Source organism: Arsenicicoccus sp. UBA6765, from assembly GCF_002453335.1.
Lineage (GTDB): Bacteria > Actinomycetota > Actinomycetes > Actinomycetales > Dermatophilaceae > Arsenicicoccus > Arsenicicoccus bolidensis.
The window spans coordinates 156,428-176,211 of sequence record NZ_DKGR01000041.1 but is presented as its reverse complement, the minus strand read 5'-3'; the positions used below and the strand labels follow the sequence as shown (position 1 = coordinate 176,211).

Sequence of the window (19,784 nt, the reverse complement as noted above, 5' to 3'; positions counted from 1 at the left end):
AAGCCTGCGGGGCAGAGGGGGAGACGTGATGACCTGGTCTCGCCTGGTGCTTGCGTCAGCCCGCACGACGCGCGGGCTGACGCTCCTCACGGCCCTGGTCGTCGCCGTCACGACGGCCCTGGTGACCATGCTGCCGGCGTTGACCGACCGCGCCTCGCGCGACTGGCTCGGCGAGAGCCTGCGCCGGGCTCCGGTGATGGGCCGCTCGGTCCTGGTCACCCTGCCCACCGGCATCGGCGCAGGGTTCCCGGGCGGTGATCCAGCCGCGCCGTTCGCCCGTGTCGCGACGTCCGTGCAACGGCTGTGGGGCCCGGAGACCTCCCAGCTCTACGGCCCCGTCCGGCCGATGGCCGCGACCAACGACGCGCAACCGCTCGCACCCACCCCCCAGGGCGTCGTTCGCAGCTCGCAGCTGGTGCTGACGCCGGCCTTCGAGTCCCGGGTGCGCTGGACCGCCGGACGGGCACCGCGCCCCTCGGCCGAGCGCCACGTGCTGCCGGCGGTGCCGGCCACCGAGGACCTCAGCGTGCAGACGGCCGGACCGGGGCTGCCGGACCCGGCGACGCTGCCCCCGGAGACCATCCCCACCCTCGAGGTGGCACTCTCCAAGGTCGCCGCCGACTCGTGGGGCACCAAGGTCGGCGAGCGGTGGACCATGCCGGCCGCCTCGGGGACGGCGACCCGGCTGCACCTGCTGGTCTCCGGCATCTACGAGCCCACCGACCCCCGCGACGACCTCTGGCAGTGGATGCCTCAGCTCGCCGGGATCAGCCTGATCGAGGAGGGCGGCGCCAACGGTGGCGTCCAACCTGCGGTCGGGCTCGTCCTCTCGCCGGACGTGCACCAGCAGGTCGTCGCCATCCCCGCGCTCAGCAACACCGTGAACTACTCCTGGACCTGGCGCGTCGACGACCGACGCGTCCGACCGGCCGACCTCCCGGCACTCACGAGCGGGCTCGCCCGGGTGGCCTCGGCGCCGAGCGAGGTCACGGACGGGGCGGTGTCGGTCCGCTCGACCCTCTCCGGCACGTTGTCGTCGTGGCGGGACGGGGTGCGCGCCACGCGGCTCGTCGACGGCACCGTCACAACCGGTCTGCTGGTGCTGGCGGCGGCGCTCGCCGTGCTCCTCGCCCGCCTGCGCACCGAGCGACGGCGGCGGGACGACGACCTGCTCCGATCACGTGGGGCCTCTATGAGCCGGCTCGGCCTCCTGGCGGCCCTGGACGTGAGCATGCCGGTCGTCCTCGGCGCGGCGCTGGGATGGGGCGTCGCCGCGCTCACCACCCAGTCCGTCCTGCCTCCCTGGTGGGCCCTGGGGCTGGCCGCAGCAGCCGTCCTCGCGCACGTCGGTGCCACGGTCCTCGGGGCGCGGGATCGTGGCCGCGGGCAGCGGGGCGGGCGGCTCGCGCGGGTCGGGGCCGCCTCCAGGCTGGCGCCAGTGCTGGCACTCGTGGCGCTGGCCGTGCTGGCCGTGATCACCGTGCGCCAACGGCCGGCCGAGCCGACCACACCTCGCGACGACCTCATCACCGCTGGCCGCGCTGCGCAGCTGAGCACGGGCGACATCACCCCCGACCCCCTCGTCCAAGCCGTGCCCGCGCTCGTGGCGGTGGTGGTGGGCCTGCTGCTCCTGGCCCTGGTGCGCGCCGCGTCCAGCGTCGCCGCCCGCATCGTCGACCGTCGCCCGGGCGGACGCAGCTGGCTGGGGCTGACGCAGGCGGCCCGCGCGGGTGGCGCCTCGCGACTTCCCCTCGTGGCCCTCACGGTGGCGGCGGCACTCGCCGTCCTGACCTCCACGCTCGGCCACACCCTGGTCCAGGCCCGCGAGCTGCAGACCTGGCGCGAGGTGGGAGCCGACGCGCAGGTGACCGGGTCGCGCCTCGACGCATCCGTCGTCGACGCCGTCCGGCGCAAGCCGGGGGTGCAGGCCGTGGCCGCCCTGGGGGAGACCAGCGGACAGCTGCTCTCGGACAGCACCGGCGCAGACGCACGGGCGCAGGTGGCGGTCCGCGTCGGCTCCGTCCAGGAGGTCGCCTCCGTGCGAGCCGGTACGCCGATCGCCGTGCACGAGGCGTCGACGTCCACGGCGACCCCCACGTCGACGTTTACTGCGACCTCCACGGCGACCTCCACCTCGACCTCCCCGCAGGGCGACGGGGTCACCCTCGTGGTGGGGCGTGACCGGCCGGTCCTGCACCAGCCCGGGCTGCGGATCGAGATCAACCGGCGCTCGGCCCCCGTCCGCACGGTGGTGGTCGACGAGAGCCTGCAGGACACCACGACGCAGCTGATCGCCCTGGCGCCGCGCGACCAGGTCGAACGCCTGACGGGATCACCGGTCCCCACGACCACCCTTCTCGTGCGCGCCACCCCCGTCGCGTCCGCCTCGCTCGTGGCCGAGGCACGGACGCTGAGCCCGCTGGTCGAGCAGGCCGTCGACCGCACGACGGTGGCCGCCCGCGCCGCCGACCAGCCGCTCTCGCGCCACGTGCTGCTCGTCGTCCTGCTCACGTCGCTCGCGGCGGCACTCCTGGCCGCGCTCGCGGCCTATGCCCTCACCGCCGCGACGGCAGCGGCGCGTCGACAGCTCCTCGCGCGGGCCCGGGTGCTCGGCATGCCCGCGCGCGACCGGCATACGGTCGTGCTCGTCCAGGGGCTGCCGCCCGCCCTGGCCGCCGTGGTCACGGGCCTGGCCACCGGGCTCGGCCTGCCTTGGCTGCTCCCTCGGCTGGTCGACCTGGCACCCTTCGCGGGCGGGGAGGCCTATCCGAGGCTCGTCCCGTCCTGGCCAACGGTCGCCGCCATCGCGATCGGCCTGTCCGTGCTGGTCAGCGCCGTCGTGGCGCTCGACCTGCGATCCGCCACCAGACTCAGCCTCACGCGCCACCTCAGGGCAGGAGACCAGTGATGACGACGACCCAGACCGAGGCGGAGCGGGGCAGACCGCTCGTCGAGTGCGACAACGTCGTGCGCATCTTCACGTCCGAAGGTGTCGAGGTGGTGGCGCTGCAGGGGCTCGACCTGTCCGTCGCCGCCGGTGAGCTTGTCGCCGTCGTCGGTGCGTCCGGCAGCGGCAAGTCGACCCTGCTGCGCGTGCTCTCGGGGCTGGACCGGCCCACCGCCGGGGCCGCGAGGGTCGCGGGGCACGACCTCGTCGCCATGCGGCGTCGCGAGCGGCTGCGCTTCCGCCGCGAGACGGTCGGGTTCCTCTACCAGCAGGCGAGCGACAACCTGCTGCCCTATCTCACGGCCGCCGAGAACGTAGCCGTCCCGATGCGCCTGGCGGGTCGTCCTCGGGAGGAGGTCGGGGGCCGGGTGAGTGACCTGCTGGGCCTGCTCGGGCTCGCGGAGTGCGCCGACCGCCGGCTCGCCGAGCTGTCCGGCGGGCAGCAGCAGCGGGTCGGGCTGGCCGTGGCCCTGGCCAACCACCCGCAGGTCCTGCTCGCCGACGAGCCCACCGGCGAGCTCGACACCCGCACGGCCGACGACGTCTTCGCCGCCATCCGCACAGCCAACGCCGAGCTCGGCGTCACGGTCGTCGTGGTCACCCACGACCAGGCGGTGTCGGGGCAGGTCCAGCGCACCGTCGGCATCCGCGACGGACGCACCAGCTCGGAGGTGCTGCGGCGCACCGAGGTCGACGCCGAGGGGCGCTCGGCCCTGGTCAGCGAGGAGTATGCCGTGCTCGACCGGGCTGGACGCCTGCAGCTGCCCCGGGAGTTCACCCACGCGCTCGAGCTGCGGGACCGCGTGCGGCTGGACCTCGAGAGCGACCACATCGGCGTCTGGCCGGGTCACGACGGGGCCACGCCCCGGACACGACGTGAGCGAGCCGCTCTCACCGAGGACACAGAGCACACCGAGGACACCGGGCACACCGGGCACACCGGAGACAACGGGTACACCGCAGACACCGAGGGCGAGCCAGGGAGGCACCGGCGCCATGACTGAGACGACCGACCTGATGATCGAGCTGCGCGCAGTGGCCAAGAGCTTCGGCACGGGGGCGGGCGCGGTGCACGCCCTGCAGGGGATCGACCTGGCCGTGCCGCGCGGCGAGCTGCTGGCCGTCCGCGGGCGGTCCGGCTCGGGCAAGACCACGATGCTCCACGTCGCCGGCGGCCTGGACGACGCCGACGAGGGCGAGGTCCGCGTCGACGGCGTCGACGTGCGCGCCCTGGACGAGGCGGGCCGGCTCAGGCTGCGCCGCGAGCACGTGGCCTACGTGTTCCAGTCGTTCGGGCTCGTGCTCGAGCTCACCGCCGCCGAGAACGTCTCCGTGCCGCTGCGGCTGACCCGGACCGACCCGGGGGAGCGGGACCGTCGCGTGGCCGAGGTGCTCGAGCGGGTCGGCCTCGGACCGCACGCGCGACAGACGCCGCGCCAGCTCTCGGGCGGGCAGCAGCAGCGCGTGTCCCTCGCCCGGGCCCTCGTCGGTGAGCCGGCCGTGCTCCTCGCCGACGAGCCCACGGGGCAGCTCGATTCCGAGACGGCGCGCGAGGTGATGACGCTCATCGTGCAGCTGGTGCGGGAACGGGGCATGACCGCGGTGGTCACCACCCACGACCCGATGATCGTGGCCTATGCCGACCGGGTGCTTGAGCTCGTCGACGGGCGGCTGCACGCGACCGAGCCGCTGCCCGCCTGACGCGTCAGCGGGTGAGCGGGCGAATAGGTGAGCAGGTGAGCCGGGCAGCCGGTGGGCGGGTCAGGCGCCGTACTCCTCGTCGGTGACGTGGTCCAGCCAGGTCACGACCTCGCCCTGGTCGTCCGCCTCCTGGATCGCGACGTGCGCCATGAAGCGGTCCGGCGTCGCGCCGTGCCAGTGCTCCTCGCCCGGCTCGATGTAGACGACGTCCCCCGGGCGGATCTCGCGCACCTCGCCGCCACGGCTCGCGACATACCCGATGCCGTCGGTGACGTAGAGCGTCTGGCCCTTGGGGTGGGTGTGCCACGCGGTGCGGGCGCCCGGCGTGAACCGCACGTGCGCGCAGCCCACCGCGGACTGCTCGTCCGGGTTGCGGATCCCGTCGATGTAGACCGCGCCGCTGAACCAGTCCTGCGGCCCGGGGGCGGACTGCCCGCCGCTCCGCGTGAACCTCATGCGATCTCTCCTCGTCCTGCTGGTGATGGCGCAGCTGCTGGAGCTGTCGATGGTGGTGGCGTCCACGACGGTGGGGTGCCTCCGTCCCATCCTCGCCCCGCCACCGCCCACAGTGCCACGTCGCAGACGGCCATCCCGGCCGCGCACCAGAACGGTGCCTTGCCACGACCGCCGAGGACGCCCGCCGCGAGCGCAGCACCGAGCCCCACCGCGACGCGTGCGGATCGAGCGGGTGGGCGCGCCCCGGCCAGCACGGCGAGCTGGGCGCCGGCCAGCCCAGCCACGGCCTGGGCCCGCAGCGACGCCGGGGACCACCGGTGCGGGTAGCCGCGCACCCCGGTGGCGGCGTCGTCGTCGAGGTCGGGCAGGACGTTCAGCAGGTGGGCGGAGCAGCCGAGAAGCGCGCCGGCGACCGTCTGCCACAACGGCGCCGGGCCCTGGCGCGGACCACCTCTGGTCAGATGCGGCACGTGCGGAAGCCCCCCGAAGGCCACGGCATACGGCAGGATCGAGGCGGTCGAGCGCTTGAGACCAGCGTTGTATGCCCAGCCCGACCCGACGACGAGGACCACATGGACGACTCCGGCAGCACCACCGCACCTGCTCGACAGGAGCAGACAGGCACCAGCGGCCACCCCGAGGGCCCGGCGGACCACCCTCGCCGCCCCCGGATCGGCGGCGAGCGGCTTGTCGACGCGTCCCGCGACCCGGTCGCGCCCGGCGTCGAGCAGGTCATTGCTCCAACCGATGGTCAGCTGCCCGGACAGGACGGTCGCGCCCACGAGCAGGACCCGTCGGCGGGGCAGACCGCAGCCGACCGCGAGGGCCGTGGTGAGGCCGGTGACGACCGCGGTCGGGCCCGGATGGCAGGTGGTCGCCAGCAAGGACAGCAGGGGAGCGGGCATGAGCCCACGCTAGGCCCGGGCGGCCTCGGGCGGAGGCCTGCGCTCCCCAGCGCCGTGGTGGCCGTCCGCGGGGCGCTGCCGCCGCACCGCTACTCTCAGCACGAGATCACCGACGCGGTGGCGGAGTTCACCGGTGCCGCGTCCGGTGCCCGGCGTCGGATGCTCGACCAGGTGCACGCCAACGCGGGGGTGCGGACACGGCACCTGGCCCTGCCGCTCGAGCGCTACGTGGGACTGGCGGACTTCGGCGAGGCCAACGACGCCTTCATCGAGGCGGCGGTCGAGCTCGGGTGCCAGGCCGTCGAGGCGGCCCTCGCCGAGGCGGGGCTCGCACCGCGCGACGTGGACCTGCTCGTCAGCGCCACCGTCACGGGTCTCGCCGTGCCGTCGATCGACGCGCGGATCGCCGCGCGCCTGCGCATGCGGTCCGACGTGCGGCGCGTGCCGCTCGTCGGCCTGGGGTGCGTCGCGGGAGCGGCCGGGATCGCCCGCGTGCACGACCATCTCGTCGGTCATCCCGCGCACGTGGCCGTGCTGGTCGCGACGGAGATGTGCAGCCTCACCGTGCAGCGGGACGACACCACGCCCGCCAACATGGTGGCCAGCGGCCTCTTCGGGGACGGAGCAGCGGCCGTGGTGATGCTCGGCGCCGACCGGGCCGCCGAGCGGGCGACCGACCAGGGAGCACCAGACCGGTCGTCCGGCTCGACGCCCACCCGGCCCGAGGTGCTGGACACCCGTTCGCGGTTCTACGACGACACCGAGCGCGCCATGGGCTGGGACGTCGGCGCCACGGGGCTGCGGATCGTCCTCGGCGTCGAGGTGCCCGAGCTGGTGCGCTCGCACGTCCGCGAGGACGTCGACGGGTTCCTGGCGCTGCACGACCTCACGCGTGACGACATCGAGTGGTGGGTCGCGCACCCCGGCGGCCCCAAGGTCCTCGAGGCCATGCAAGAGGCGCTCGAGGTGCCCCGCGACGCCCTCGGCGTCACCTGGGACTCCCTCGCCGCGATCGGCAACCTGTCCTCGGCGTCGGTGCTGCACGTCCTCGCCGACACGCTCCGGACCCGCCCACCACGGCCCGGGTCGCTGGGGATGCTGCTCGCCATGGGCCCCGGCTTCTGCCTCGAGATGGTCCTGCTGCGGGCGCCCGAGGACGCCCGATGAGGAGCCAGACGGCGTATGCCGGACTGGTCGCCGTCGTCGCGGCCGAGCGCCTCGCGGAGCTGGTGGTGTCGCGCCGCAACGCTGCCTGGTCCCTCGCCCAGAGCGGGCACGAGGTGGGGCGCGAGCACTACCCGGCCATGGTGGCCCTGCACACCGGGCTGCTCGGGGCGTGCCTCGCCGAGATGCACTGGGGCGGGCGGCGGTTCGGGCGCGGCGGGTGGGTCGCCCTCGCCGGCGTCGGCGCCGCCCAGGCCTTGCGCTGGTGGTGCATCCGCACCCTCGGTCCGCAGTGGAACACGCGCGTGATCGTGGTGCCCGGCGCCTCCCGGGTCACGGGCGGCCCCTACCGCTACCTGGACCACCCCAACTACGTCGCCGTCGTCGTCGAGGGCGTCGCCCTGCCGATGGTGCACGGGTCCCGTTGGACTGCAGCGGGATTCACGATCGCCAACGCCGCCCTGCTGGCTCGCCGCATCCGGGTCGAGGAGCAGGCGCTGCGCGCGCTGGACGAGACGGCCTGACGGTGGCGAGGGACCCCCGAGCACCAGGCACCGGGGCCGACGCTCACGCCAGGGCGGACGTGGATCTGGTCGTCGTCGGCGGCGGGCCGGTCGGGCTCGTCGCGGCGCTGCACGCGGCGCGGCTCGGGATGAGCGCCGTCGTCGTCGAGCCCCGCCCGTCGCCGGTGGACAAGGCCTGCGGCGAGGGCATCATGCCGGCCGGCGTGGCCGAGCTCGCGGCTCTCGGGGTCCACCCGGACGGTCACCCGATCCGGGGCATCCGGTATGTCGACGGCAGGTCCCTCGACGGGCGCGGCCCATCTGCCGACGCACCGGTCGGGCCGCGGCCTGGGCTCGGCGTGCGCCGCACGACCTTGCACGCCGCCCTGACCCGGGCCACGGAGGCGGCGGGGGACGGCATACGGCAGGTGCAGGATCGAGTCGTGGACCTGGCCCAGGACGACGGCGGGGTCACGGTGGGGCTGGCCGGGGGAGGCGAGGTGCGCGCCGGGCACGTGGTGGCGGCCGACGGGCTGCTCTCGCCGACGCGACGGCTGCTCGGGCTCGACCGTCCGTCGCGGGCGCCGCGGAGGCGTGGGCTGCGACGGCACTACCGGGTCGCGCCGTGGACGGACCACGTGGAGGTCCACTGGGGGCGGTCCTGCGAGGCCTATGTCACGCCGGTCGCCGAGGACGTCGTGGGGGTCGCGGTGCTGACCGGTCGCGTCGGGGGATTCCTGGAGCACCTCGCCGAGATCCCTAGGTTGGCAGACAGGTTCGCGGGCGCCGAGCCTCTGGACGAGGTGCGCGGTGCGGGACCGTTGCGGCAGCGCGCGGCGCGTCAGGTTGCCGGTCGGGTGCTGCTGGCCGGCGACGCCGCGGGCTACGTCGACGCGCTGACGGGGGAGGGGCTGACGCTCGGGTGGCGACAGGCGAGGGCCGCCGTGGAGGCCGTCGCGGCCGGTGACCCCAGCCGCTACGAGGCGCACTGGCACACCATCGGGCTGCCCGCCCGGGCGCTCACGGGCGGGCTCGTCGTGGCCACGCGATCGGCGTTCGTGCGACGACACCTGGTCACGGCTGCGGCCCACGTGCCGTGGGTCTACCGATCGGCCGTCCGGGTCGTCGCGTCCTAGGCGAGCGGTCGCGACCGGCATGCCCGAGAGTGCCCCGACGGCGGCTCCGCCGGATCTGCCTGAGGTCGACACATCGGCCTGGCGTGCGAACCTGGGCGGATGTGCCTGCCTCAGGTCGACACATCGGCCTGGCGTGCGAACCCGGGTGGATGTGCCTACCTGAGGTCGTCACATCGACCTGGCGTGCCAACCCGGGCGGACGTGACTACCTGAGGTAGGGCTGCTCGGGGATGAAGGAGGGGTCGTGCGTGCCGACCTTGCGCGCCGCCGCGAGGTGCCCGCCGAGGAAGCCGCCCGCCCCCACGGCGCCGAGCGCGACGAGCCCGAGGGCCGCGCCGAGCCGGTGCTGACCGTTGCGCCTCGCCACCCACGACGCGACCTGCAGCCCGGCACCGGCGCCGTTGGCGATGGCGTGGACCACCCCGACGCGGCGGGAGCGGGTGTCGGTCTCGGCATACTCCGACCAGCCCGACAGCGCGGCCGGCACGGCCGCCAGCACGCCGACGCCGGTCAGCAGGCGGGCCCCGTCGCGCGAGGCGTCGTCGCCGGCCAGGTCGAGCAGGGTCGCGCTCATCCACGTGCCCATGGGTACCTCGACGAGCAGGGGGTGCAGCGCGTGGCCGAGCCAGGCGCCCTGCAGCACCTGGCGCCGCAGGTCGTCGGCGACGATCGCCCCGGAGACGCGATCGCCCACCGCCACGACGGGGTCGAGCGCGGTGGAGCTCTCGATCGCGTGGAGGGGTGCGGCGAGCGGGGTGCGGGGGCGCGTCGTCGGCTGGTCGGTCCGGCTGGTGTCGTGGGTCATGAGGACTCCTGGTGGTCGAGGGCGGTATGGCGGGACGGGTGGGCGCAGCGGTCAGGCGCGCACGTGGCGGGACCGCAGCTCGGGCAGGACCTCCTTGCCGTACGCCTCGATCATCTCGGCGTAGCGCGGCCCCATGTTGGCGACGTAGACGTCGTCGAACCCGGCATCGACGAACGGCGTGAACGCGTCGACGTGCTCCTGGACGGAGTCGCCGAAGGTCGCCGAGCCGGCGATCTTGTCGCGGGTGACGAGCTCGGCCGCCTGCTCGAAGTGCTGGGGGCTCGGCAGCACCTGGCTCAGCTCGCCGGGCACCCCCGCGTTGGGCCACAGGCGGTAGGCGTCGTCGATGGCCTGCTCCTTGTCCGCGCCCCAGCCGACCTTGAACCCGGCCTGGGTCGGTGCGTGGGCGCCCTTGGCCTGGCGGAAGGTCGAGACCCCCTCGGCGTCGGGCATGACCGAGATGAAGCCGTCGCCGACGCGGCAGGCCAGGTCCAGCGCCTTGGGCCCGAACGCCGAGACGTAGATCTGCGGCAGCTCCTCAGGCAGGGAGTAGATCCGGGCCGTGTCGACCGTGTAGTGGACGCCCTCGTGGGACACGACCTCGCCGGTCCACAGGCGCCGGATCAGGCCGATCGCCTCCTCGAGCATCTCCAGGCGCAGGTCGGCGTGCGGCCAGACGTCGCCGAGGATGTGCTCGTTGAGCGCCTCGCCGGAGCCGACGCCAAGAGTGAAGCGGCCGGGGCCGAGGAGCGCGGCGCTGGTGGCGGCGGCCTGCGCGATGATCGCCGGGTGGATGCGCACGGTCGGGCAGGTCACGGCCGTCGTCACCGGGAGGTCGCAGACCTGGCTGATCGCGCCGATCGCGGACCACACGAAGGCGGACTCGCCCTGCTCGTTGGTCCAGGGGTGGAAGTGGTCGCTGATCCACAGGGCGTCGAAGCCTGCCTCCCCGGCGAGGCGGGCCTGCTCGACGATCTCGGTGGGGGAGTACTCCTCGCAGGACAGGAAGTAGCCGATGCGCTTCACGGTCGCGTCTCCTTGGTCGTGGGCTGACGCTCTCATCCCACCAGGGCGGCCGGGCCGGGGGGAGGTTGTCAGCCGGGAGACTCGACGGTCGCTCGACGCCCGCGGTCAGCGGGCGAGCACCGTGCCGGCCCCGCGGTCGGCGGCCCGGTCCGCGACGTATGCCGCGAAGACGACGTCGGTCGCCGCGATGCCGAGGTTCTGGCAGACGAGCCGTCCGGCAGGCCGAGGCTGACGGATCGCGTCGCCCGTCCACCCGGTGGCCGGCGGATAGTCGGCGGCGAGCTTGGCCGGGGCGACGGCGGCCAGCTGCTCGACGTCGTCCGAGACCAGGGTCGCCTCGCGGGCGAGCCGGCTGCCGACGCTGCTCGAGTAGTCCAGCGGCAGCAGCAGCGCGTCCTCGCGCACCCACCCCGGGTCCAGCTCCTGGCCGCGCAGGCCGATGCTCAACCCCGTGATGACGGTGCCGGCGCCCTCGACCGCGGCCCTCGGGTCGTCGGTGACCTCCAGCCTCAAGGTGGGCACGGCCTCGGCCGCCCACGCCGACAGGTCCTCGCGCGCCTCGGGGCGGCGGGCGTAGACCCGGGTCTCGGCATACCCCAGGGCCTCCAGCACCAGCAGGTGCGACCGCGCCTGGACCCCCGCGCCGAGGAACGCGACGGGCGACGACCGGTCACCGAGCGCGTCGAGGCAGGCGCCGCTGACGGCGGCGGTCCGCTGAGCGGTGAGGGCGGCTGCGCCCATCAGGGCCCGCGTCTCGCCGGTGCGGGCGTCGCTGAGGATCATCACGCCCTGGGCGGTGGGCAGGCCGCGGGCGGGGTTGTCGGGGACCAGGGTCACCCACTTGCACCCGAGCAGGTCTTCGTCGAGCACGGCCGCGGGCATCGCGTTGGCGAAGCCGTCACCGGCGAGGCGGACGGCCGGCTTGGGCGGCACCTGCGCGCGCCCCTTGGCCCGCGCCACGAGGGCTCGGCGCGCCAGCGAGACGGCGGTCCTCGGCTCGGGGAGCAGCCCCTGGACCTCGGCGTCGGACAGATATCTCAGCGGGCTCGGATCCATCCGTCGACCCTATCGAGGACCGATGCGCACCTTGCGTCTTCTGCGTCCTCGGCGTACTCGGACGCCGAAGGCCCCGCCACGCGGGGGACACGGCGGGGCCTTCGGTCGTGAGCGGTCGGGGTCGGTCAGCGACCCCGGTAGCCCGGCACCTCCGGGTTGAACGCGGCGAGCGTCCAGCGGTCGAAGGAACGGAGCCAGGTCTTCATGCGAGTCATCGGGTGACCTCCTGTCGTCGGTGTGCATGGTGCGGGCACCCCGTTGTGTCACCACTGACAAGTATGACGAAGCCCGGCGTCATGACGCAAATATCATACGATTCAGGATGCGTCGCGCTGCCGACGCCAGGCAGGCGTGACCGGCATACTGCTGGGATGGTCCCTCCCGAGGTGCGCACCGCCCTCGACGCCCTGCGCCGACAGACCCTGGAGCGCGTCCGGGACCTGGAGCAGGACCGGTCGCGCATCGTCGACGCCAGCCGGTCCAGCAACGCCGACGACGAGCACGACCCCGAGGGCCAGACCATCGCCTGGGACCGCGAGCAGACCGCCGCGCTCCTGCGGGACGCGCGTGCCCGGCTCGCCGAGATCGACGCCGCGACGGCCCGGCTCGATGGCGGGTGGGACGGGCGCTGCGAGGTGTGCGGCGAGCCCGTCCCCGCCGGACGGCTCGTCGCCCGCCCCACGACCGCCCGCTGCGTGCACTGCGCCTGAGCGCGACTCCCCACGAGCCGCCGATGCGGCCTACGGTGGCTGGCATGGAGTTTCGATACCTCGGCAACAGCGGTCTCAAGATCAGCGAGATCACCTACGGCAACTGGCTCACCCACGGCTCCCAGGTCGAGAACGAGACGGCGAAGCAGTGCGTGCGCGCCGCCCTCGACGAGGGGATCACGTCCTTCGACACCGCCGACGTCTATGCCAACACCAAGGCCGAGACCGTCCTCGGCGAGGCCCTCAAGGGCGAGCGGCGCGAGTCGCTGGAGATCTTCACCAAGGTCTACTGGCCGACCGGGCCCGGCGGTCACAACGACTGCGGACTGTCCCGCAAGCACGTGATGGAGTCGATCGACGGCTCGTTGCGCCGCCTGCAGACCGACTACGTCGACCTCTACCAGGCGCACCGGTTCGACACCGAGACGCCGCTGGAGGAGACGATGCAGGCCTTCGCCGACATCGTCCGGCAGGGCAAGGCGCTCTACATCGGCGTGAGCGAGTGGACCGCCGACCAGATCCGCGCTGGTCACGCCCTCGCCAAGGACCTCGGCATCTCGCTGGTCTCGAGCCAGCCGCAGTACTCCATGCTCTGGCGCGTCATCGAGCCCGAGGTCGTCCCCGCCTGCGAGGAGCTCGGCATCTCCCAGATCGTGTGGAGCCCCATGGCGCAGGGCGTCCTCTCCGGCAAGTACCTCCCCGGTCAGCAGCCGTCCTCGGACACCCGCGCCGGACACTCCGAGGCGGGCCAGAGCATGCGCGACCTCATGCGCGATGACGTGCTCGAGGCCGTGCAGCAGCTGGTCCCCGTCGCCAAGGACGCCGGGCTGACGATGCCGCAGCTGGCCGTCGCGTGGGTCCTGCAGAACGACAACGTGGCCGCCGCCCTGGTCGGGGCTTCCCGCCCGGAGCAGATCAAGGACAACGTCAAGGCCGCCGGGGTGCGTCTCGACGACGACATCCTGCGACGCATCGACGACGCGCTCGGCGGGGTCGTGCAGCGCGACGCCGGCCAGACCGCGGCCCGTGCCCCGCAGGGCCGCCCCTGCTGATGGAGCCGTTGACCGAGGAGGAGCTGGCCTTCCTGCAGGGATGCTTCGACCTGGCTCGCGACGGCGACCCGCAGCTGCCTCGTCTCGTCGACGAGGGTCTGCCGGTCAACCTGACCAACTCCAAGGGCGACACGCTGCTGATCCTCGCGGCGTACCACCAGCACGCGGAGCTCGTGTCGGCGCTGCTCGCGCGCGGCGCCGACACCGAGCGGGTCAACGACAACGGGCAGACCGCGCTGGCGTCGGCGTGCTTCCGCAGGAACGCGACGATCGTGGGTCTCCTGCTCGACGCCGGGGCCGACCCGGCGACGGGTGAACGCTCGGCGATCGCGATCTGCGAGTACTTCGACCTGCCCGAGATGCTCGAGCTGCTGCACGCGCCCGCCTAGCCCGCTGCCCCGGACCCACGCAGATCGTGAGGGTTTGGTCCAAGGATGTTGGACCAAACCCTCACGATGTTGGGGGAGGTGTCGAGGGGTGGTGCTAGGGGAGGAGCGGGTCAGGCGGAGGGGTGCGTCATGTCCATCGGCACCACCCAGCGGTCGAAGTCGGCCTCGCCCACGTCGCCGCTGGCGATCGCCGCCTCGCGCAGCGTCGTGCCCTCCTTGTGGGCGCGCTTGGCGATCGCGGCGGCCTTGTCGTAGCCGATGTGCCGGTTGAGCGCGGTCACCACCATGAGGTTCTGCTCGAGGTTGGCCTCGATGCGCTCGCGCTGCGGCTCGATGCCGACGGCGCAGTGCACCCGGAAGGACTCGCACGCGTCGGAGAGCAGCCGGATCGACTCGAGCACGGCGTGCGCCATCACGGGCTTGTAGACGTTGAGCTGGAAGTTGCCCTGCGACCCGGCGAAGGCGACGGTCGCGTCGTTTCCGAAGACGCGGGTGGCGACCATGGTCAGCGCCTCGCACTGGGTGGGGTTGACCTTGCCCGGCATGATGCTCGACCCGGGCTCGTTCTCGGGGATGGTGATCTCGCCGATGCCGTTGCGGGGGCCGGACGCGAGCCAGCGGACGTCGTTGGCGACCTTCATCAGCGCGCCGCCCAGCGTGCGCAGCGCCGCGCTCACGCCGACGAGGGCGTCGTGCGCGGACAGCGCCGCGAAGAGGTTGGGCGCCTGCACGAAGTCCAGGCCGGTCTCGTCGGCGATCTTGCGGGCCGCGAGCGCGCCGAACTCCGGGTGGGCGTTGAGGCCGGTGCCCACCGCGGTGCCGCCGATCGCGAGCTCGAGGACGCGGCCCTCGGACTGGCGGACGGCGTCGAGGGCCTGGTCGACCTGGGCGACCCAGCCGCCGATCTCCTGCCCGAGGGTGATGGGGGTGGCGTCCTGCAGGTGGGTGCGTCCGACCTTGACGACGCCGGCGAACTCCTCGCTCTTGCGGGCGAGCTCGTCGCGCAGCGCCTCCACGCAGGGATAGAGCCGCTCGGTCAGCTCGAGGGCCACGGCGATGTGCATGGCCGTGGGGAAGGTGTCGTTGCTGGACTGGCCGCGGTTGACGTGGTCGTTGGGGTGCACCGGCTCCTTGCTGCCCATGACGCCGCCGGCCAGCTCGATGGCGCGGTTGGAGACCACCTCGTTGGCGTTCATGTTGGACTGCGTGCCGGACCCGGTCTGGAAGACGACGAGGGGGAAGTGGTCGTCGAGTCGCCCGGCGATCACCTCGTCGGCGGCGCGGACGACCAGGTCGGCGACGTCCCGGGGGAGCTGGTCCAGCTCGGCGTTGGCCAGGGCCGCCGACTTCTTGAGGATGCCGAGGGCCCGGATCATCGGGGAACCCCACACGAAGGTGTCCCGCCCGATGTCGAAGTTGCCCAGGCTGCGCTGCGTCTGCGCCCCCCAGTAACGGTCCTCGGCGACCTCGACCGTGCCCATGCTGTCTCGTTCGGTGCGCGTGCTCGTCATGCCTCCACCGTATGCCGGGGGCGGGAGGTCCGTCAGGCTGCGTCGCCCTCAGATGTCGTAGTCGTCGATCTCGGCCCGCACCGCCTCCTCGACGGGCTCGCCGGCGGCCGCGGCGACGGCGACCGCCTCGGCGGCCTCGGAGAACTCGTACCTGCGCTTGTAGAGGTCGAACAGCGCCATGATCGTGGCGCCGACGGGCACGCCGAGCAGGGCACCGGAGGCTCCGAACAGCGCGCCGCCCATCATGGCCGACGCGAACGCCACGGCGGGGTGGACGTCGACGGCCCGCGCGCTGATGCGGGGCTCGACGAAGACGTTCTCCACCTGCTGGTAGGCGATCGCGTAGATCAGCACCCAGAGCCCGTCGCGCGGCTCGCTGCTCACGAGGCCGACGAGGACCGGCAGCACGATGGACACGTAGGTGCCGATGTTGGGCACGAACTGCGCGACCAGGCCGGTCCACAGCGCCAGCGGCAGCCAGTAGGGCAGGTCGATGAACCACATGAACAGGCCCATGGCCGTGGCGTTGATGGCGGCGAGGACCAGCCGGCTCGAGACGTAGCCGCCGATCTTGACCAGCCCGATCTCCCACATGCTGAGGACGACGCCCTGCAGCCGCGGCGGGAACAGCCGGGCCAGCCAGGTGCGCAGCCGCGGCGAGTCGGCGGAGAGGTAGAACGTGAACAGCAGGAAGGCGAAGGTGCTGAGCAGCGCCGACAGCAGGCTCGTGACGAAGCCCAGCAACCCGGTCGCCACCTGGCCGGCCAAGGCGGTGATGCGCTCGGAGGTGAGGTTGAGCCGGTCCATGATCGAGCCCTGGTCGATGTCGAGGCCGAAGCGCTGGTTGGCCTGCTCGACGGCCGACTGCACGAGGCTGGGGGCCTGGGTCACGAGGCTGGTCAGCTGGTCGCGCAGCATCCCGCCGAAGGCGAGGAAGAACGCGACGGCGAGCAGCGCCACCCCCAGCATCACCAGAGCCGTGGCGACCGGGCGAGGCATCCGGGTGGCCAGCCGCGAGACGGCGGGCTCCATCGCGCAGGCCGCGAAGAAGGCCATGACGACCGTGAACAGCACCTGCGCGCCGTCCTTGAGCACGAATCGTGCGAACAGCGCCAGGGCCACCACGGCCACCACGACCCAGGCGGCCCGCCATACCGACTGCTGGTCGAGGGCGACCGTGGCGGTGGGCGGCTCGACCGACGCCCGCGAGCGCTCGGGCACCGTCGCCCCGGTCGGCCCCGCCGGAGCGGACGACACCGAGGCGTCGGCCGGCCCTGGCGCGGGCGACGCCAGCTCGTCGGCCGGCGCCGGCTCGGTCGCCGGTCGCCTGGGGAGTCGCAGTCTCAACGTGGGTCCTTCCGGACGGGTCGTATGCCGCCCGCCTGCCCCTGTCCGGGGTGCGGGCTCGGCGCGACGAGCGTAACTCCGACGTCCGACAGACCCCCGCAGGTCCTCGGCAGACACAGGGCCGGAGCCGTCACCGACGGTAGTCTTCGCTCGTGCCACACGAGCAGGCCGCGCCCGCGGGCGCCCCCGACGAGCGTCAGACGCGTCGGCTGCTGGCCTACCTCGCTGCGGCGCTGGTCGCGGGTGGCATGCCGGTCCACGAGGTCGAGGCCGACGTGCGGCGGTGCGCGCGGGCGCTGGGCCAGTCCGGCTGCCAGCTGTCCGCGCTGCCCACCGGGGTGGTCCTGTCGCTCGGCTACGGCTCGCCGGCGACCTTCGAGGCCGTCGAGGGCTCGCTGCGCCTCGACCAGAGCGCCGAGGTCAACGCCATCCAGCGCGGCCTCGAGGACGGCTCGGTCACCGCGACGGAGGCGCTCGAGCGACTGGTCACCCTCCGCGCCCGCCCGCACCGCTACGACGTCCCGGGCATGTATGCCGGAGGCGCGCTCGTGGCCGCCGGCATCGCCCTGATCCTGCAGCCGTCACCACGCAGCGTGCTCTTCGCCCTCCTGTGCAGTCCGCTGGTCGTGGCGCTCATGCGGGTCAGCGGACGGCACCGGCTGCTCACGATCCTGTTCCCCAGCGTGGCGGCCTTCCTGGTGAGCGTGCTGGCGTTCTGGGCGGGGGAGCACGGCTGGGTCCCCGGCCCCCTGCGCAGCCTGCTGCCACCCCTGGCCGTCCTGCTGCCCGGCGCCCTCATCGTCACCGGTCTGTCCGAGCTGGCTGCCGGCGCGATGGTCGCGGGGACCTCACGGCTCGTCTTCGGCGCCAGCCAGCTCGTGCTCTTCGGGCTCGGCGCGGGGGCGGCCGCGGTCCTGCTGCGCGTGCCGCCGGACATGCTCGCCAACGAGCGCAGCCACGAGCTCGGCTGGTGGGCGGCCCTGCTCGGCCTGCTCCTGCTCACGATCGGCATCAGCCTGATGGAGGCCGTCCCGCCGCGGCTCGTGCCCTGGGTGCTGCTCATCCTGGCCGCCACCTTCTCCTCGCAGGTGGTGGGCCAGACGCTGGTGCCGAGCCCGTGGTTCGGGGCCTTCCTCGGGGCGGTGGCGGCGAGCTTCGGGGCCAGCGCGGTCGAGCTGCTGCGGCCCCGGCTGCCACGCCTCGTGGTGTTCCTGCCGAGCTTCTGGCTGCTGGTGCCCGGGTCGCTCGGCCTGATGTCGGTGACCCAGCTCGGGCTGGACACGCCCTTCGCGTCGGACACGATCGCCCTGTCGGTGGGCGTGATCTGCGCCATCGCGGTGGGGCTGGTCGTCGGGTCGAGCATCGCCCGCGGGGCGTGGTTCGTGGGGAGGGCGTCGCGCTACCAGCTGCGCCGCGGGGCCGATCGGTGGGACCGGGTCAGCCACCGACCGGGTCGCTCGCGCTGAGCCGCAGCACGGGCGCGGGGTCCGTCGCGGTCTCGACCGCGCCGCCGGCGGCCCGCACCTCCAGGTGCAGGTGGCAGCCGTCCGGCGCCCCCAGGTCGCCGACCTCGGCCAGCGGCGTGCCCGGCTCCACCCGCTGACCGGGGGAGACCAGGACCCGGCGGGCGTGCCCCACCAGCACGTCCCGGGTCGCGTCCGTCGTGCGGACGCGGAGGGCGTTCGGGCCGTATGCCGGGCCCGGCCGCCTCGGGGTGGCGGGGTCGACGACGGTGCCGGCCACGCCGGACGTGATCACGGTGCCGCACGGCAGGGCCACGTCGGCCCCGTGGTGGAAGCCCCGGCTGGCGGGGCACCGCGCGTCGGCGTCGTAGTACGGAGCGCTCGTGCAGCCGTAGGGCACCATCACCGGCCAGGCCCCCGCGAACCAGGGTGATCGCTGCAGCGAACGGTCGGTGTCGTAGAAGCGGTTGCCCGGGTCGAGCCCGGCCGGCAGAGCCGCCGTCGTCGTCGCCGCCGTGGGCGAACCGGTGCCGTCAGCGGTCGCGGGGGTCGCCGGGGTCGTCATACCAGGGCTCGTGGGTGCCGACCCGCTCGACGATGCCGTCGGCGAGACGGTCGAGAGGTCACGCGCGGCCGGCGGGGTGTCCCCGGGGGTGGACAGCTCGAGCCGGGTGGGCGTCGGCTCCGGGTCCGGCGGGGCGCAGGCACCGAGGCCGGTCGCGCCCATCAGCAGGGTGGCGAGAGCGGCGACATCGACTGGACGGCGCAGCCTGCTCACAGGTCGACGACCACCACGGTGACGTTGTCGCGGCCGCCGGCGTCGAGGGCCTCGTGGACCAGGGCCCGGCTGGCGGTGCCGGGGTCGTGGTCGGCGAGCAGGGCGGCGATCCGGGAGTCCTCGAGCTCGCCGTTAAGGCCGTCCGAGCACAGGAGCAGGCGTCCGGCCGCGGGCACGACCGCCACGCCGGGGGTCGCCTCGCTCTGCGGGTCGTCGGTGATCGCGCGCGTGATGCGGTACTGCCCCGGGTGCGTGCGTGCCTGCTCGAGCGTGATCATCCCGAGGTCCACCATCTCCTGGGCGACGTTGTGGTCGCTGGTGAGGGCCACCAGGTCCCCGTCGACGAGCAGGTAGGCCCGGCTGTCGCCCACCCACGCGACCACGAGCTGCCCGTCCCCGCTGCGGGCGGCGACGACGAGCGTCGTCCCCATGCCGACCGTCGCGGGGTCCTGACGGGACCGGTCGACGACCGCGCCGCGCGCGGCGGCGACGGCATCCTCGAGCAGTCCCTGCACGTCCGCGCTGCGTCCGACCGCGCCGCCACCGGCCATCCGCACGACGGCGTCGACGGCCACCTGGCTGGCGATCTCCCCGCCGGCGTGCCCGCCTATCCCGTCCGCCACGACCCACAGGTCGTCGTCGACGGCATACGCGTCCTCGTTGTGGTCGCTGACGCGCCCTCGGTCGGTGAGGGCGGCGTGGCGCTGCGACGTCGTCATGCCAGCATCCTGACATGTCAGCCCCGGTGAGCAGCGCAGCAGCGGGCGCACTCTCGCAGGTGACCCGTCCACGCGTCGGCGCGTCAGCCCGGCCGAGTCTGCCGAGGTCCTAGCCT

The 19,784-nt window shown here is 73.8% G+C and carries 19 protein-coding genes; 10 read left to right on the top strand and 9 right to left on the bottom strand.

Annotated elements, in window-relative coordinates; translation table 11 throughout:
- Nucleotides 1–28: 28 nt before the first annotated feature.
- Genes B4K29_RS11910 through B4K29_RS11900 form a run of 3 tightly spaced genes read left to right on the top strand, consistent with a single transcriptional unit; the run spans nt 29 to nt 4,648 of the window.
- Complete coding sequence (locus tag B4K29_RS11910) at nt 29–2,908, top strand: FtsX-like permease family protein (protein WP_286967402.1); 2,880 nt, start codon at nt 29–31, stop codon at nt 2,906–2,908.
- On the top strand, nt 2,908–3,951 hold the full coding sequence (locus tag B4K29_RS11905) for an ABC transporter ATP-binding protein (RefSeq protein ID WP_286959530.1): 1,044 nt from the start codon (nt 2,908–2,910) through the stop codon (nt 3,949–3,951). Before B4K29_RS11910 ends, B4K29_RS11905 begins: the two co-directional genes overlap by 1 nt.
- Nucleotides 3,944–4,648 carry an ABC transporter ATP-binding protein gene (locus B4K29_RS11900; RefSeq protein WP_239262402.1) on the top strand — a complete coding sequence of 235 codons (705 nt, stop codon included), beginning with the start codon at nt 3,944–3,946 and terminating at the stop codon, nt 4,646–4,648. The genes B4K29_RS11905 and B4K29_RS11900 overlap by 8 nt, the downstream gene beginning before the upstream one ends.
- Before the next feature lie 60 nt (nt 4,649–4,708).
- On the opposite strand, the gene B4K29_RS11895 is transcribed toward B4K29_RS11900, so the two are convergent.
- Complete coding sequence (locus B4K29_RS11895; protein WP_239262400.1) at nt 4,709–5,104, bottom strand: (R)-mandelonitrile lyase; 396 nt, start codon at nt 5,102–5,104, stop codon at nt 4,709–4,711.
- Nucleotides 5,101–6,009, bottom strand: a complete 909-nt coding sequence (locus B4K29_RS11890) for a UbiA family prenyltransferase (RefSeq protein ID WP_286959156.1) — start codon at nt 6,007–6,009, stop codon at nt 5,101–5,103. The genes B4K29_RS11895 and B4K29_RS11890 overlap by 4 nt, the downstream gene beginning before the upstream one ends.
- 54 nt (nt 6,010–6,063) lie before the next feature.
- Between B4K29_RS11890 and B4K29_RS11885 the strand changes: the two genes are divergently transcribed.
- Genes B4K29_RS11885 through B4K29_RS11875 form a run of 3 tightly spaced genes read left to right on the top strand, consistent with a single transcriptional unit; the run spans nt 6,064 to nt 8,812 of the window.
- Nucleotides 6,064–7,176 (top strand): type III polyketide synthase, encoded by a 1,113-nt coding sequence (locus tag B4K29_RS11885; protein WP_029210563.1) that lies wholly within the window; start codon nt 6,064–6,066, stop codon nt 7,174–7,176.
- Nucleotides 7,173–7,697: an isoprenylcysteine carboxyl methyltransferase family protein gene (locus B4K29_RS11880; protein ID WP_286959526.1), complete on the top strand. Its 525-nt coding sequence runs from the start codon at nt 7,173–7,175 to the stop codon at nt 7,695–7,697. Before B4K29_RS11885 ends, B4K29_RS11880 begins: the two co-directional genes overlap by 4 nt.
- A gap of 59 nt (nt 7,698–7,756) precedes the next feature.
- Nucleotides 7,757–8,812 (top strand): NAD(P)/FAD-dependent oxidoreductase, encoded by a 1,056-nt coding sequence (locus tag B4K29_RS11875; RefSeq protein WP_019285769.1) that lies wholly within the window; start codon nt 7,757–7,759, stop codon nt 8,810–8,812.
- Between the two features lie 205 nt (nt 8,813–9,017).
- Here B4K29_RS11875 and B4K29_RS11870 read toward each other — a convergent pair whose 3' ends face one another.
- From B4K29_RS11870 to B4K29_RS11860, 3 genes are all read right to left on the bottom strand, one after another.
- Nucleotides 9,018–9,617 (bottom strand): DUF2231 domain-containing protein, encoded by a 600-nt coding sequence (locus tag B4K29_RS11870; RefSeq protein WP_029210566.1) that lies wholly within the window; start codon nt 9,615–9,617, stop codon nt 9,018–9,020.
- Between the two features lie 51 nt (nt 9,618–9,668).
- Nucleotides 9,669–10,643, bottom strand: a complete 975-nt coding sequence (locus B4K29_RS11865; protein ID WP_286967401.1) for a TIGR03557 family F420-dependent LLM class oxidoreductase — start codon at nt 10,641–10,643, stop codon at nt 9,669–9,671.
- Nucleotides 10,644–10,748: 105 nt separating this feature from the next.
- The gene (locus tag B4K29_RS11860; protein ID WP_286967399.1) at nt 10,749–11,699 is read right to left on the bottom strand and encodes an ornithine cyclodeaminase family protein; all 951 of its coding nucleotides are present in this window, start codon (nt 11,697–11,699) and stop codon (nt 10,749–10,751) included.
- A gap of 371 nt (nt 11,700–12,070) precedes the next feature.
- On the opposite strand from B4K29_RS11860, the gene B4K29_RS11855 reads away from it, so the two are divergent.
- The 3 genes from B4K29_RS11855 to B4K29_RS11845 are packed head-to-tail and all read left to right on the top strand — an operon-like array spanning nt 12,071 to nt 13,850.
- Nucleotides 12,071–12,409 (top strand): TraR/DksA family transcriptional regulator, encoded by a 339-nt coding sequence (locus tag B4K29_RS11855; protein WP_019285773.1) that lies wholly within the window; start codon nt 12,071–12,073, stop codon nt 12,407–12,409.
- A gap of 44 nt (nt 12,410–12,453) precedes the next feature.
- Nucleotides 12,454–13,461: an aldo/keto reductase family protein gene (locus B4K29_RS11850; RefSeq protein ID WP_029210568.1), complete on the top strand. Its 1,008-nt coding sequence runs from the start codon at nt 12,454–12,456 to the stop codon at nt 13,459–13,461.
- The gene (locus B4K29_RS11845) at nt 13,461–13,850 is read left to right on the top strand and encodes an ankyrin repeat domain-containing protein (protein WP_205621812.1); all 390 of its coding nucleotides are present in this window, start codon (nt 13,461–13,463) and stop codon (nt 13,848–13,850) included. The genes B4K29_RS11850 and B4K29_RS11845 overlap by 1 nt, the downstream gene beginning before the upstream one ends.
- 110 nt (nt 13,851–13,960) lie before the next feature.
- Here the strand turns inward: B4K29_RS11845 and fumC are convergent, their stop codons facing one another.
- Nucleotides 13,961–15,361: a class II fumarate hydratase gene (fumC, locus tag B4K29_RS11840; protein ID WP_286967397.1), complete on the bottom strand. Its 1,401-nt coding sequence runs from the start codon at nt 15,359–15,361 to the stop codon at nt 13,961–13,963.
- 48 nt (nt 15,362–15,409) lie between these two features.
- Nucleotides 15,410–16,708, bottom strand: a complete 1,299-nt coding sequence (locus tag B4K29_RS11835; protein ID WP_286967396.1) for an AI-2E family transporter — start codon at nt 16,706–16,708, stop codon at nt 15,410–15,412.
- Between the two features lie 152 nt (nt 16,709–16,860).
- Here B4K29_RS11835 and B4K29_RS11830 point away from each other — a divergent pair, with 152 nt between their 5' ends.
- A complete protein-coding gene (locus B4K29_RS11830) occupies nt 16,861–18,174 on the top strand; it encodes a threonine/serine ThrE exporter family protein (RefSeq protein ID WP_286967394.1) in 1,314 nt (437 codons plus the stop codon).
- Here B4K29_RS11830 and B4K29_RS11825 read toward each other — a convergent pair.
- Both B4K29_RS11825 and B4K29_RS11820 read right to left on the bottom strand, forming a co-directional pair.
- Nucleotides 18,146–18,949: a M23 family metallopeptidase gene (locus tag B4K29_RS11825; protein WP_286967392.1), complete on the bottom strand. Its 804-nt coding sequence runs from the start codon at nt 18,947–18,949 to the stop codon at nt 18,146–18,148. The two genes, B4K29_RS11830 and B4K29_RS11825, sit on opposite strands and share 29 nt — an antisense overlap.
- The gene (locus B4K29_RS11820) at nt 18,946–19,668 is read right to left on the bottom strand and encodes a PP2C family protein-serine/threonine phosphatase (protein ID WP_286967390.1); all 723 of its coding nucleotides are present in this window, start codon (nt 19,666–19,668) and stop codon (nt 18,946–18,948) included. The genes B4K29_RS11825 and B4K29_RS11820 overlap by 4 nt, the downstream gene beginning before the upstream one ends.
- Nucleotides 19,669–19,784 lie beyond the last annotated feature (116 nt).

Coding starts and splice junctions, on each gene's coding strand:
- B4K29_RS11855 (WP_019285773.1), top strand. CDS start 12,071: ATGGTCCCTCCCGAGGTGCGCACCGCCCTCGACGCCCTGCGCCGACAG.
- fumC (WP_286967397.1), bottom strand. CDS start 15,361: ATGACGAGCACGCGCACCGAACGAGACAGCATGGGCACGGTCGAGGTC.
- B4K29_RS11870 (WP_029210566.1), bottom strand. CDS start 9,617: ATGACCCACGACACCAGCCGGACCGACCAGCCGACGACGCGCCCCCGC.
- B4K29_RS11860 (WP_286967399.1), bottom strand. CDS start 11,699: ATGGATCCGAGCCCGCTGAGATATCTGTCCGACGCCGAGGTCCAGGGG.
- B4K29_RS11905 (WP_286959530.1), top strand. CDS start 2,908: ATGACGACGACCCAGACCGAGGCGGAGCGGGGCAGACCGCTCGTCGAG.
- B4K29_RS11900 (WP_239262402.1), top strand. CDS start 3,944: ATGACTGAGACGACCGACCTGATGATCGAGCTGCGCGCAGTGGCCAAG.
- B4K29_RS11890 (WP_286959156.1), bottom strand. CDS start 6,009: ATGCCCGCTCCCCTGCTGTCCTTGCTGGCGACCACCTGCCATCCGGGC.
- B4K29_RS11850 (WP_029210568.1), top strand. CDS start 12,454: ATGGAGTTTCGATACCTCGGCAACAGCGGTCTCAAGATCAGCGAGATC.
- B4K29_RS11910 (WP_286967402.1), top strand. CDS start 29: ATGACCTGGTCTCGCCTGGTGCTTGCGTCAGCCCGCACGACGCGCGGG.
- B4K29_RS11845 (WP_205621812.1), top strand. CDS start 13,461: ATGGAGCCGTTGACCGAGGAGGAGCTGGCCTTCCTGCAGGGATGCTTC.
- B4K29_RS11895 (WP_239262400.1), bottom strand. CDS start 5,104: ATGAGGTTCACGCGGAGCGGCGGGCAGTCCGCCCCCGGGCCGCAGGAC.
- B4K29_RS11880 (WP_286959526.1), top strand. CDS start 7,173: ATGAGGAGCCAGACGGCGTATGCCGGACTGGTCGCCGTCGTCGCGGCC.
- B4K29_RS11820 (WP_286967390.1), bottom strand. CDS start 19,668: ATGACGACGTCGCAGCGCCACGCCGCCCTCACCGACCGAGGGCGCGTC.